Origin of the sequence: Amycolatopsis sp. SB7-3 (assembly GCF_041021335.1) — a bacterium.
Taxonomy (GTDB): Bacteria; Actinomycetota; Actinomycetes; order Mycobacteriales; family Pseudonocardiaceae; genus Amycolatopsis; species Amycolatopsis japonica.
In genome coordinates this window covers 180,208-191,811 of the sequence record NZ_JBFPJQ010000005.1, presented here as the reverse complement: position 1 = coordinate 191,811, position 11,604 = coordinate 180,208, and the positions used below count along the sequence as shown (strand labels likewise).

Annotated in this window: 14 protein-coding genes; 11 read left to right on the top strand and 3 right to left on the bottom strand. The window is 68.8% G+C overall.

All coding sequences use genetic code 11. The annotated features are described in order from the left end of the window. Positions 1-97 precede the first annotated feature (97 nt). Positions 98-1,069, top strand: coding sequence for a nuclear transport factor 2 family protein (locus AB8M46_RS31035; protein ID WP_394362513.1), 972 nt, complete (start codon positions 98-100; stop codon positions 1,067-1,069). A gap of 27 nt (positions 1,070-1,096) precedes the next feature. On the opposite strand, the gene AB8M46_RS31030 is transcribed toward AB8M46_RS31035, so the two are convergent. Together AB8M46_RS31030 and AB8M46_RS31025 are read right to left on the bottom strand one after the other, a co-directional pair. Beyond that, positions 1,097-1,330, bottom strand: coding sequence for a hypothetical protein (locus AB8M46_RS31030; RefSeq protein WP_394362512.1), 234 nt, complete (start codon positions 1,328-1,330; stop codon positions 1,097-1,099). After that, positions 1,330-1,980 carry a hypothetical protein gene (locus AB8M46_RS31025; protein WP_378428586.1) on the bottom strand — a complete coding sequence of 217 codons (651 nt, stop codon included), beginning with the start codon at positions 1,978-1,980 and terminating at the stop codon, positions 1,330-1,332. The genes AB8M46_RS31030 and AB8M46_RS31025 overlap by 1 nt, the downstream gene beginning before the upstream one ends. 558 nt (positions 1,981-2,538) lie before the next feature. Here AB8M46_RS31025 and AB8M46_RS31020 point away from each other — a divergent pair. The 4 genes from AB8M46_RS31020 (at position 2,539) to AB8M46_RS31005 (ending at position 5,569) form a co-directional block, all read left to right on the top strand. Beyond that, positions 2,539-3,177, top strand: coding sequence for a LysE family translocator (locus AB8M46_RS31020; RefSeq protein WP_394362511.1), 639 nt, complete (start codon positions 2,539-2,541; stop codon positions 3,175-3,177). Between the two features lie 47 nt (positions 3,178-3,224). Further along, positions 3,225-4,043: a hydrolase gene (locus AB8M46_RS31015; protein WP_378428588.1), complete on the top strand. Its 819-nt coding sequence runs from the start codon at positions 3,225-3,227 to the stop codon at positions 4,041-4,043. Positions 4,044-4,101: 58 nt separating this feature from the next. Then, positions 4,102-4,923 (top strand): helix-turn-helix domain-containing protein, encoded by an 822-nt coding sequence (locus AB8M46_RS31010; RefSeq protein WP_394362715.1) that lies wholly within the window; start codon positions 4,102-4,104, stop codon positions 4,921-4,923. A 64-nt stretch (positions 4,924-4,987) separates the two neighbouring features. Beyond that, entirely contained in the window at positions 4,988-5,569 is a 582-nt protein-coding gene (locus tag AB8M46_RS31005; RefSeq protein ID WP_394362510.1) for a dihydrofolate reductase family protein, read from the top strand. A gap of 5 nt (positions 5,570-5,574) precedes the next feature. Here AB8M46_RS31005 and AB8M46_RS31000 read toward each other — a convergent pair whose 3' ends face one another. Continuing rightward, positions 5,575-6,480 carry a LysR family transcriptional regulator gene (locus tag AB8M46_RS31000; protein ID WP_394362509.1) on the bottom strand — a complete coding sequence of 302 codons (906 nt, stop codon included), beginning with the start codon at positions 6,478-6,480 and terminating at the stop codon, positions 5,575-5,577. Positions 6,481-6,584: 104 nt separating this feature from the next. On the opposite strand from AB8M46_RS31000, the gene AB8M46_RS30995 reads away from it, so the two are divergent. The 6 genes from AB8M46_RS30995 to AB8M46_RS30970 all read left to right on the top strand — a co-directional run bounded on the left by AB8M46_RS30995 (position 6,585) and on the right by AB8M46_RS30970 (position 11,508). Continuing rightward, positions 6,585-7,394, top strand: coding sequence for an inositol monophosphatase family protein (locus tag AB8M46_RS30995; RefSeq protein WP_394362508.1), 810 nt, complete (start codon positions 6,585-6,587; stop codon positions 7,392-7,394). A gap of 25 nt (positions 7,395-7,419) precedes the next feature. After that, a complete protein-coding gene (locus AB8M46_RS30990; protein WP_394362507.1) occupies positions 7,420-8,016 on the top strand; it encodes an NADPH-dependent F420 reductase in 597 nt (198 codons plus the stop codon). A gap of 128 nt (positions 8,017-8,144) precedes the next feature. After that, the gene (locus tag AB8M46_RS30985) at positions 8,145-8,909 is read left to right on the top strand and encodes a thioesterase II family protein (protein ID WP_394362506.1); all 765 of its coding nucleotides are present in this window, start codon (positions 8,145-8,147) and stop codon (positions 8,907-8,909) included. A gap of 13 nt (positions 8,910-8,922) precedes the next feature. Then, positions 8,923-9,132, top strand: coding sequence for a DUF5988 family protein (locus AB8M46_RS30980; RefSeq protein ID WP_037345129.1), 210 nt, complete (start codon positions 8,923-8,925; stop codon positions 9,130-9,132). A 16-nt stretch (positions 9,133-9,148) separates the two neighbouring features. Further along, positions 9,149-10,579, top strand: a complete 1,431-nt coding sequence (locus tag AB8M46_RS30975) for a class I adenylate-forming enzyme family protein (RefSeq protein WP_378428602.1) — start codon at positions 9,149-9,151, stop codon at positions 10,577-10,579. 5 nt (positions 10,580-10,584) lie between these two features. Next, positions 10,585-11,508 (top strand): ACP S-malonyltransferase, encoded by a 924-nt coding sequence (locus tag AB8M46_RS30970; RefSeq protein ID WP_394362505.1) that lies wholly within the window; start codon positions 10,585-10,587, stop codon positions 11,506-11,508. The last annotated feature ends 96 nt before the right edge of the window (positions 11,509-11,604 follow it).

Below are 11,604 nucleotides of genomic sequence, written 5' to 3'. Positions count from 1 at the left end.
ACCGTTTTCTTTTCCAGCCCCACACGGAGAATCTACCCGCGGCTCGCTTACCTCGGACGTAATCGACAGGGGCTCCCGTGTCGATGATCCTTCGGCCATGAAGGTTTCACGACTCTTGCCCGCCCTCGCGGCGGCCGTTCTGTCCTTTGTCGTTCTCGCGCCCCCGGCGAACGCCGAATCCCTTGCCGGGCAACCGGCGAACGTGGAGCGGTTCATGGACGCCTACCGTGCCTGGGGAAGAAACGCCCGGAATGTCGACGCGTACATGAACCTGTTCGTCCAAGACGGGACGGCGCGTTTGTGGGACAGCGGGCTCGAGACACCCCGGGACTGGGCGGGCATCAGGAGCCAGATCGAGGGCGTGCTGAAGCTGGCGCCGGACTACGTCTTCGTCCCGGAGACCGTCACTTCCGACCCCGACGGCAGGGTCGTGTTCATCGAGGCGCTGAACACCGGCACCGTCAAGGGGAAACCTGTCTCCTTCAAGACGATGCACCGGCTCGTCCTCGGCGATCCCGCCGCGGGCAAGGATCCTTCCCGGGTGCAGGACGGCAGGCGGTTCTGGGACCAGGTCACCATGTTCCGCCCGGTCGAGGATCCGGCGAACCCGTTGCGGAACCTCTTCGAAGGGATCACCGCGTCGGCGACCGACCCGGCCCCGGCGATCCCCTTGTCACCGCGGATCCGGCAACTGGCGTGGAACCGGGAAGCGGCGGGGATCCTGGTCGCCGGGGTGGACGGCACGGCTACCCTGCTGGGTCCCGGCCTGACCGAGCCGATCTCCGGCCGCCGGGCCATGACCGCATACCTGGACCGGTTGTTCGGCGCGGTCCGTGACGTCGCACTCGAGCCGCGCGCCACCGTGTCCGCGGACGGCACCGAATACCGGGAGTGGGTCGGCACCGCGGTGGCGCTGGGCGGCTCCGACCCGCGCCCGATCTCCTTCAGCCTGGTCGAACGGACCGTGAAGACCGCGACCGGCACGGCCTGGTCATTGCATTTCGACACCTTGGACCTGATCGCTTCGGTGCAGACGGTGAAAGAACTGCGGGCCCGGATCTTCGGTTAGCCGTCAGAGGTGGTCGGCCGGCGCGGTCTATGCGGAAGGAGTCACGTTCAAGGTCGCACGGTCCGCGACCCCCAGGTCGGACAACACCGCCCGCAGCCGCTCCAGAGCCGCGGTCGTGTCCGCACCCTCCACGATTTCAACGTCGAGATGACAACGACCCATGCCGCTGCCCGCGCCGGTGACCTCGAATTCCGATTCCAACGCCTCCTCGACCTCGTCACGGTCGATCGGCAGCCCCACGAGGACGATCTCGACGAACACTAGGCGCGTCCGGTCCAAGGACTTCCGGCGCCCGTTCGTGTCGCGCTGCCGCCGGGTGGCAGGTCGAGGACGTCGATCAGGGTCGGGTCTTCGTCGATGGCGTGGTGCAGATGCCCGACCTTGCCAGTGTCGCCGTCCGCGTCGGAAGCGCCGACGAGCTGCCACATGCCATCGTCGGCGTCATGCCGCACAAGCAAAATCGGCTCGCGGCGCTCGAACACCTCGCGAGTCTGGACGCACAGGGTGCGCAGAAGCCAGTGCCGCATCCACCAGGCCCGCCGATCGCGCCGCATGACCTCGTCGGCGACCGCCCAGACGAACGGCAGGTCCTCGTGGGCGCGTGACTCGTCCGCGGTGAGGTCCGGACCGCCCTGCGGTACACGTTCGAACGGGTCACTGGTCAACGAGAACGCGTGTCCGTCCTCGTGCTGGAAGACGACGGCGTGGAAGGTTCCGCCACCGGGGTTGCCCGCGCCGATCCCGATCGACAGGCGAGCGGCGTGCGGATCCGCACCGGTGGTCCAGCCGAACGCGTACGAGGCCAACTCGCCCCGCGGGCCGACGAACTCCCCGAACGCACGCCGGTCCATCCCCGTCGCGGTGTCCGTCGGTACCTCGACCAACGCGCCCTCGATCACCTGAATATCCACGCCCGCAAGATAGCCGATCAGTGTCGAGGAAAGACGCCTGTTGCCTGTTTACATCGGTTCGGCCAGCAACACGACCCGGTCTTGCTCCGGATCGGCCGGGCTTCCGATGTCATGAGGACCGGCCTTCCCAGCTCCCGCAGGCCGAGGTCGAAGTCGCCGTTTTCCGGCAATGCAGAGCCAGCCACTCCCCGACCTCTCAACCGCTGCCTGATTCCGTCGCCGTTTTCCGGCAACCGGCCGGGAAATCACCTAACGACACCGAGCCACGTCGCCAGTTTCCGACAACGGACTGGCCAGCCCGAACCGCAGAACCGACCACGCACAACCACCTCCGAACCGTCGCCACTTCCCGGCAACATGCCACGTGCTGATCGATAACTTTGCCTGCGTGCCTGACCCTGTCGCCGTTTCCCGACGACGCACAGCCGACCACGGTGCGAACCGCCCCGACAACGCAACCGCCTGCCTGATCCCGTCGCCATTTCCCGGCAACAGACCGGGCAAGCAAGCCCGCTCAAGAACCCCGCAGATCGTGACCGGCTCGGCTAGCGTGGCCCTATGCCGTCGCCTGATCGCCTCGCCGCCTTCGCGCTCGCGTCGTTCGTCCTGATCCTCATCCCCGGCCCCGCCGTGCTGTTCGCGATCAGCCGCGCCCTGGCGTACGGACGGCGGACCGCGCTGGTGACCGTGGTCGGCGGTGCGCTCGGCAGCTTCGTCGCCGCCACGGCCGTCGCCATCGGGGTGGGCGCGATCATCCAGGCCTCCGCCGTGATCTACACCGTGATCAAATTCGCCGGTGCCGCGTACCTGATCTACCTCGGGGTCCAGGCGATCCGGCACCGCCGGGCGCTGTGGGAGGCCTTCGAGGCGCAAGCGGCCCCGATCAGCGGCGGGCGCACGCTGCTGCAGGGATTCATCGTCGGCGTCACCAATCCCAAGACCGTGGTGTTCTTCGCGGCGATCCTGCCGCAGTTCGTCGACCCCTCCGCCGGACAGGCCGGCCTTCAGATGGTGGTCCTCGGCGCGGTGTTCGCCACGATCGCCCTGGCGATGGATTCCGTCTGGGGCGTGGCGGCGGGAGCGGTCCGGTCCTGGTTCGCCCGCTCGGCGCGGCGCCTGGACCTGGTCGGCGGCGCGGCCGGGCTCACGATGGTCGGGCTCGGCGTCGGCTTGGCCGTCAGCGGCCGCAAGGAGTAGACCGGACGTCTTGACCTCCAGCGAACTGGAGATTCCATGCTGGACTCATGACGATCTGGATCTGTGCGACCTGCGGCGTCGAGCACCCCGACACCGCCGCGCCTCCGGCCGGGATCTGCCGGATCTGCGCGGACGAACGTCAGTACGTCCGCGCGTCCGGCCAATCCTGGACCACGGCCGAAGAGCTCGCCGCGGATCCGCACAAGCTGGTCCACGAGCAGCCCGAGCCGGGCATCCACCGCCTGCACCGCGAGCCGGAATTCTCGATCGGCCAATGGACTTACGTCGTCCAGACCGATCAGGGCAACCTCCTGTGGGATCCGCCGAACGCGCTCGACGAGCCCCTGCTCGGCAAGATCGCCGAACTCGGCGGGGCGGCCGCGATCGTGGCGAGCCATCCGCATATGTACGGCTCGCAGGTGAGCCTGAGCCATCACCTCGGGAACGTGCCGGTCCTCGTGCACGCCGCCGACCGGCGATGGGTGCGGCGGGAGGATCCGGTGATCCGCGAATGGCGTGGTACCGAAGAGATCCTGCCCGGCGTCACGCTCGTCGAAGCGGGCGGCCACTTCCCCGGCGCCGCGGTCGCCCATGTCGCCGCGAACGGCGGCTCGCTGCTGGTGGGCGACACCATCGTGCCGGTGGCCGCGGCGGGCTGGGTGACCTTCATGCGCAGTTATCCCAATCAGATCCCGCTCTCGGCCGGGCTGGTCGAGCGACTCCTGGACCGGCTGGAGCCCTACGAGTTCGACCGGCTCTACGCGCTGACGGGCGCCACTCTGCAGGCTGACGCGAAAGCCGCGGTGCGACGCTCGGCCGAGCGCTACGTCGCTTGGGTCAGTGGCGCGAACGACCATCTCGGCTGAAACGAAGGCGATACCGGCGAACGTCGGCGATGCTTGACGCGTGGAGTACCTGGCCAGAGTGCCGCGTCCGCCCCTGGACGGGCTGATCGACGACCTCTACTACCTGGAGGGCGCGCCGCCGTACGCCCGGCTGACGCTGCCGCCGTCGCCCTCGGCGCTGCTCATCGTCAACCTCGGGGCGCCGTTCCGCATCCGCGCCGGCGCCGACATCGAGACGGCCGGGTACGCCGACGGCTGCGTGATCACCATGCCCACCCGCGCGTACGAGTTCGGCTACCCCCGTCGGAGCCGGTCCGTCGGCGTGCACTTCAAGCCGTGGGGGCCGTCGTCGTTCCTGCCGATGCCCGCGGCCGAACTGTGCGACCGGCCGGTGACGCTGGAGCAGGTTTGGGGACGGTCCGCCGTCGCCGAACTGCGGGACCGGCTGGCCTCGGCGCCCGGACCGCACGAGATGCTGGCGCTGCTCGAAGAGGAGCTGACGCGACGGCTCCGCGAGCCCTCCGGCCTGGAGCTGGTCCGCCGGATGAGCGGCGCCATCGCGGCGACCGGCGGGGCGGTGGCGATCGGCGACCTGAGCGCGGCGGCCGGGGTCAGCGGCACCCATCTGGCACAGCGGTTCAAGGAACTCATCGGGGTCACGCCGAAGCGGCTCGCCCGCACCTACCGTTTCACCGCCACCGTGTTCGGGATCGACCCCGCCGAACCGATCGACTGGGGCGAACTCGCCCATGACGCCGGCTATTTCGACCAGGCCCACTTCGGCCACGAGTTCCGGGCGTTCACCGGGCTCACGCCGACCCGCTACCTCGAGGTCCGGCGACGGTTCCACCGCGAACATCCCGGCCACGTACTCGACAGCTGGCCTCTGCCCGCCGATTGATTTCTTACAAGCGCGGCGGCTCACGGCGCGCTAGTTTCGGGGCCCTCGAAGCAAAGGAGAGCCCGTGGGCAAGGTGGTCATGTACGGCTCGGTGTCGGTGGACGGTTTCGTCGCGGACGAGAACGACCAGCCCGGACCGCTGTTCGACTGGTTGACCGGCGGTGACGTCCCGCTGGACGAGAGCGGCGTGCTCAAGGTGTCGCGAGCGTCCTACGACTACACCCGGCAGTACTGGGACGAGATCGGGGTGACGATCGCCGGCCGCCGCGTCTTCGACCTGACCGACGGCTGGGACGGGAAGCCGCCGAGCGGGATCGACCACGTGGTCGTCGTGACGCATCGGCCCGCGCCCGAGGGCTGGGACTCCGACGCGCCGTTCCACTTCGTCGACGGCATCGAGGCAGCCGTTGCCAAGGCGCAGGAGCTCGCAGGTGACCGCGTCGTCGAGATCGCGGCCGGGGACGTCGGCGGCCAGGCACTCGCCGCCGGCCTGGTCGACGAGGTGCGCATGGACGTCGTACCCGTCGTGTTCGGGTCCGGGAAGCGCTTCTTCGGGTCGGTCCAAGCGCAGCACCTGCTGGAGGATCCCGAGGTGGTGCTTCAGGGCAACCGAGTGCTTCACCTGCGCTACCGGGTGCGTCGCTGACGGAATCAGCCCGGCGCGAGAAGGTCTTGAAGGATTTCAGTGGCCGTTTCGCGCAGCCAGGCGTGTGCGGGGTCGTTGTGGTGCCGCTGATGCCAGAGCAGGTGCAGGGGGACGTCGGGCATTCGCAGCGGTAGCGGCAGGGTGATCAAGCCGAGTTGCTGCCGGGCGGCCCGGGTGACCGCGTCGGGCAGGGTGACCACGAGGTCGGTGTCACGGGCGAGCTGCAGCGCGGTGGCCGTGGTGGGGGCGGAGGCGATGACACGGCGCTCGTGGCCGAGGGTGGCGAGGGCGTCGTCGATCCGGTCGTGCAGACGTCCGCGCCGGGAGACGGTGAGGTGTTCGGCCGCCGCGTAGGTCTCGGCGGTCACGGATAGTCCGGCGAGCGGGTGACCCGGCCGGACGGCGACGGCGAGCCGGTCGTGGCCGATGAGGTGATGGCGGATGTCGGGCAGGGACGGCGGGCCGGAGGCGGAGGCGAGGTCGACCTCGCCGCGACGCAACTCCGGGGTGTCGTCGCCGGGTTCGGCGGTGAGACGCAGCCGGACACCGGGGGCCTGGCGGTGCACCGCGGCGATCAGCGCGGTTCCGCAGGCGGCGGTGAGGGCGTCGTGCCAGCGGACGGTGAACACCCGCTCCAGCGTCGCCAGGTCGAGTTCCGCCTGAGCCGACAGCAACTGGTGTGCCTGTCGCACCAGGGCGTGGACCTCGGTGCGCATGGCCACCGCACGGGTGGTGGGGGTCATGTGGCGCCCGGTGCGGACCAGGATCTCGTCGCCGGTCGCTTTGCGGATGCGGCCCAGCGAGCGGCTCATCGCCGGTGCGGTGACGTGAAGCCGAGCCGCGGCCCCGGCCACGCTCCCCTCTTCCAGCAGGGCGTCGAGCGCGGTGAGCAGGTTCAAATCCAGTTGCATGGCGGTAACTGTACAAGTGCGGAACATGCACTTGTCGTTAATGGTCGCGCTCTCTACCTTGGAAATCACGGGGCCGAAAGAGCCCGAATCCCAAGGAGTACGCCATGAGTACAGCCATGCCCACCGACCTCCGGACGACCTTGCTGCCCGCGGTGACCGCCATCGTGAAGGACGCGGGAAAGACCTTGCGGGAGCGCTACACGACCCACGCCCGGGGCGTGACCCTGGCGGAGGTCGTCGGCGAGATCTACTCGAATGACGAAGCGGTTCTCGCCGTCATGCGTGAGCCGCTGCTGGCGGCGAGGCCGGGTTCCCAGTGGGCGGAGGACGAACTCGCGGGCGGAGCGCTCCCGCCCGGCGAGTGGTGGGTCGTCGATCCGGCCGAGGGCAACATCAATCACGTCCACGGCATGCCGGACTGGGCCGTCACCGCCACCCTGGTGCGCGACAACCAGCCCATCCTCACCGTCGTGCATCTTCCGCTGAGCGGCGACACGTACACGGCCACCGCCGGTGGCGGCGCCCATCTCGACGGCCGCCCCCTGACCGTCTCCGCCAAGGCCGACCTGGAGGCCGCGCTGATCGGCACCGGGCAGGCCAAGCCAGGCGAGAGCGCCGACACCTTCCGCCGGATCGGCGAATCGGTGACCGCCATGCTCACCGCCGGCCTCGTCGTGCGCGTGTCCGTTCCGGCGACCCTGCAACTCATCCACGTCGCCGCCGGGCGTATGGACGCCTTCTGGCAGTTCTCCGACGTCCGCTCCGGTCTCGTCGCCGGCGCCCTCCTGGTCGCCGAGGCCGGAGGCACCGTCACCGATCTGGACGGCAAGCCCTGGAACGCGGCCAGCCGCGACTTCCTCGCCGCCGCCCCCGGTGTGCACGCCGCCACGCTCGACGTCCTTTCCCCGCTCTGACCAGTCCACAAGGGAGCACCACGCCATGACCACCATCGGCATCCTGGGCGCCGGCCGCGTCGGCACCAATCTCGCCCGCGCGCTGGCCGCATCGGGCCACCAGGTCGCTCTCGGCCGCCGCGGGAGCGGTGATCACGCAACCGTCGCCAGCGGCGCGGACATCGTCATCAACGCGACCCCCGGAGACACCACATTGGAGCGGCTCACCGCGCTGCGAGCCGAACTCGCGGGCAAGATCCTCGTCGACGTCTCCAACGCCACCCACGACGCGGCAGACGGTCTGCCCGGCGATCTGTGCTACCCCGGCGGCAGTCTCGCCGAGCAGCTCCAGGCGGCCCTGCCCGGCACCCAGGTCGTCAAGACCCTCAACACCATGCTGTTCACGGTCATGACCGACCCCGGCACGCTGAGGACCCCGCCCACCGCCTATCTGTCCGGAAACGACGAACAGGCCAAGAAAACCGTCGCGGGACTTCTCGGCGACCTGGGCTGGGATCCCGGCTGGATCGAGGACCTCGGTGACATCACCACCGCCCGCGCGACCGAAGCCATGGTTCTCGTCGTCCCCCATGTCCTGCGCCGCAACGGTTTCACCCCCTTCGCCGTCTCCATCACCCGTTGATCGCCCTGTCCGTTCAGGAGGCGCGATAGGGGCCACGCCGGGTCGGTAGGGGTTGTCCGGCCGGACCGGCCGCCCGCACGCTCGGTGGGACGGGCGATCCGCCCGTCGCCGACGCAGGAGGTGGCCGGGTGGCAGGCAACGACGAAGGACTCTGGGTACGCAGGTTCCATCCCGCGGACGAAGCGCCCTTCCGTCTGGTCTGTTTCCCGCACGCGGGAGGTTCCGCGAGCTATTTCTTCCCGGTCTCAAGGGCGTTGAGCCCCGCCGCCGACGTACTCGCGATCCAGTACCCCGGACGTCAGGACCGGCGTCACGAACCGGGGCTCACCACCATCGCCGAACTGGCCGACGGCGTCACCGAGGCGCTCCTGCCGTGGCTGGACCGGCCGACCGTCCTTTTCGGTCACAGCATGGGCGCGTCGCTCGGCTTCGAGGTCGCCCGCCGCCTCGAAGCCGGTGACGTGCGGCCCCACGCGTTGTTCGTCTCCGGCCGCGTGGCGCCCAGCCGCGCTCGCGACGAGACGGTTCACCAGCGCGACGACGCCGGACTCATCGCGGCCGTGAAGGAACTCGGCGGCACCGACGCCCAGATCTTCGAGGACGAGGCGATCCTCGAAATGGTGCTGCCCTCGATCCGTACGGACTACACCGCAGCGGAGACCTACCGATACACGCCGGGGCCCCTACTGCGGACCCCGATTCACGCCCACGTCGGCGAAAACGACCCGAAGGCGACCGTCGAGGAAGTCCGCGACTGGGCCACGCACACGTCCGGGCGGTTCACCCTGACCACGTATCCCGGCGGGCATTTCTATCTGAACACCCACGCCCCGGCCGTGATCGGGGCCATCTCGGACGCCTTGCGCCCTTCCGATCTCCGCGTCACCCAGTGAAAGGAGCCCTTCCGTGGTGCACATCAGAATCGATCCCACCGGATCCCGCGCGCGTTCAGCGGATTTGGAGTCCTACCAGAAGGTCGAGGACCTGGACCAGGACTTGAAGATCTGCGTCGACGGAGGCTACGAGCACTTTTCCCATGACGGGGAATTCCAAAAGGACGGTCATGAGGTCGTCGCCGTCTTCCGGTGGTCTGGCCGCACCAAGATCGCCGAGTGAGAGAAAGGGGAATCCCATGTCCGCGAGACTCTTCGCCCTCGATTCCTTGCAGACGTTCGACGAACTCGAACACAGCGCGCTGGGGGTGGCGGAGTCCCTCCGGGAGCGTGGCGTGACACCCGCGACCAGGGTGATGCTGAAGGCCGGGAACTCGGCCGCCTACGTGACGACCCTGCTGGCCCTGATGCATGTCGGCGCGAGCATCGTGCTCGTCGACCAGCAGGAGAACGCCGCCGAAACCCAGCGGGTCTGCAACCAGGCCGGGGTCAAGATCAGCCTGGTCGACGAGGACGCGCCGTTGGTCACCGACGGCCCGCACACCCTGCTCTACGAATTGCTCGTCGCCGGGGCGTCCCAGGCCACCCGCGATCCGGAGCTGCGGGTGGAGCCGTGGTGCGAGCTGCCGGACGGGCTGATCATGTACTCCTCCGGATCGACCGGAGTGCCCAAGGGCGTGGTCAAGAACGGCGGGCGGTTCCTCAAGAACCTCCAGCGCAACGCCGACCAGGTCGGCCACCACTCGGGTGACGTGCTGATGCCGATGCTGCCCTTTTCCCACCAGTACGGCCTGTCGATGGTGCTGATCGCGTGGCTGGTGCGCTGCTCGCTCGTGGTGGCGCCGTACCGGCGGATCGACCGCGCGCTGCGGATGGCGGGCCAGTGCGGGGTGACCGTCACCGACGGCACGCCGTCGACGTACCAGAGCATCCTCAACATCGTGAAGCGCAATCCCCGCTACGGCCTCGATCTCGCGGGCGTGCGGATGTTCTGCAGCGGTGCCGCTCCCCTGGGCTCGACACTCAGCGAAGACTACGTCGCGTGGTTCGGCCTCCCGTTGTTGGACAGCTATGGCAGCACGGAACTGGGCAACCTCGCGTTCGCGACGCCGGAGAACCCGGTCGGCTGCGGCCGCGCGCTTCCCGGGCACGAACTGCGGATCCTCGACGACGAAGGCAACTCGCTGCCCGCTGGGCAGACCGGCGAGATCGTGATGCACTGCCCCGACATGATGGCGGGCTATCTCGCCGCGGACGGCTCGCTGGAGCCGGCGGAGCAGGGCTGGCGGCACACCGGCGACTTCGGTTACCTGGACGAGAACGACAATCTGTTCGTGGTGGGCCGCAAGTTCGCCGTGCACCGCAAGGGACACACGCTCTACCCGGAGATCATCGAGCACAAGGTCACCGAAGCACTGGTCCCGGTCAAGATCATCGCGCTGCCGGACGAACGGCGCGGCTGTCAGCTGGCGTTCTTCGTCGAAGACCCGCTCGGCCACGACGGCAGGCACTGGCGTACGCGTATCGCCGAGGTGCTGCCGGAGTTCGAGCGACCGGACCGCATCCGGGTCGTCGACCGTTTTCCGCTGAACCGCAACGGAAAACCCGACAAGAAGCGGATGACGGAGCTGGCGCTCGCCGAATCGGCCAGTTCACCGAAAGCCGGCTGAGCGACGTGACCGAAGAACGCACCGCCCTGATCTTCCCGGGAATGGCCCCGACGAAATCCGGGGACGTGAGCCGGTTCCTGATGATCAACCGGAAGGCGCGGGAACGGCTCGCGACGGCCGAGGACGTCCTCGGCCGTCGCCTGCTCGGCCCGGCCCGCGAAGACGGCGATGTGTACGACGAGGCCGCGCAGGTCGTCTTCATGCTGACGTGTCTTTCCCTCGCGGAGTGGGCCGAAGACGCCCTCGGGGTGAAACCCGAGATCTGCGCCGGTCCCAGTTTTGGCCAGAAGGCGTTGACCTCGTACACGGGTGTGCTGTCGTTCGAGGAGACCGTCCGGCTCACCGCGGAGCTTTCGCGGTGCGAGGTGTCCTACTTCGAAAGCGACTACTCGGACGTCGTGACCCACTGTTTCGTCCGGACTCCGGAAGAGGGTTTCGCCGAGGTCCTGGCCGAGCTGAAGGACGAGTTCCACGACGTTTCGGGCGTCATCGACAAGGGCTTCTACCTGCTTTCGGTGCGGGAGAAGGACTTGGAGCGGGTGAAAGCACGAGTCCGGGCGATCGGCGGCTACTCGATGCACACCATGCGCCCGCCCGTGCACTCCACCTACTTCGGCGGTTTGCGCCGTCGTGCCGAGGAGGAGGTGCTGTCCGGCTTCACCCTCCGCGACCCCGAACTGCCGGTGGTCGCGGACCAGGACGGTGCGCTCCTGGACTCGGCGGCGGGGGTGCGCAGGATGCTGCTCGACACCTTCGACCGGCCGATCGACTGGCCGTCGATGGTCGCGACCTTGCGGGAGCAGGGGGTGACGTCGTTGTGCTTCTCCGGTCCGGACAATCTCTTCCACCGGGTGGACAGCACGGTGGCGAACTTCGAGGTGCGGACGGTGACGCCGGCGATGGCTTTGAAGCCGCGGAGCCGCGCCTAAGGTTTCTGCTCCCCAGCGCGTGAAGGCCCCCTTTCCTCGGCTCAGCCGAGGGAAGGGGGCCTTCACGCGCAGTCGCTGTTACTACTGGTGCGTATG

Coding starts and splice junctions, on each gene's coding strand:
- AB8M46_RS31035 (WP_394362513.1), top strand. CDS start 98: ATGAAGGTTTCACGACTCTTGCCCGCCCTCGCGGCGGCCGTTCTGTCC.
- AB8M46_RS31020 (WP_394362511.1), top strand. CDS start 2,539: ATGCCGTCGCCTGATCGCCTCGCCGCCTTCGCGCTCGCGTCGTTCGTC.
- AB8M46_RS31015 (WP_378428588.1), top strand. CDS start 3,225: ATGACGATCTGGATCTGTGCGACCTGCGGCGTCGAGCACCCCGACACC.
- AB8M46_RS31000 (WP_394362509.1), bottom strand. CDS start 6,480: ATGCAACTGGATTTGAACCTGCTCACCGCGCTCGACGCCCTGCTGGAA.
- AB8M46_RS30995 (WP_394362508.1), top strand. CDS start 6,585: ATGAGTACAGCCATGCCCACCGACCTCCGGACGACCTTGCTGCCCGCG.
- AB8M46_RS30990 (WP_394362507.1), top strand. CDS start 7,420: ATGACCACCATCGGCATCCTGGGCGCCGGCCGCGTCGGCACCAATCTC.
- AB8M46_RS30975 (WP_378428602.1), top strand. CDS start 9,149: ATGTCCGCGAGACTCTTCGCCCTCGATTCCTTGCAGACGTTCGACGAA.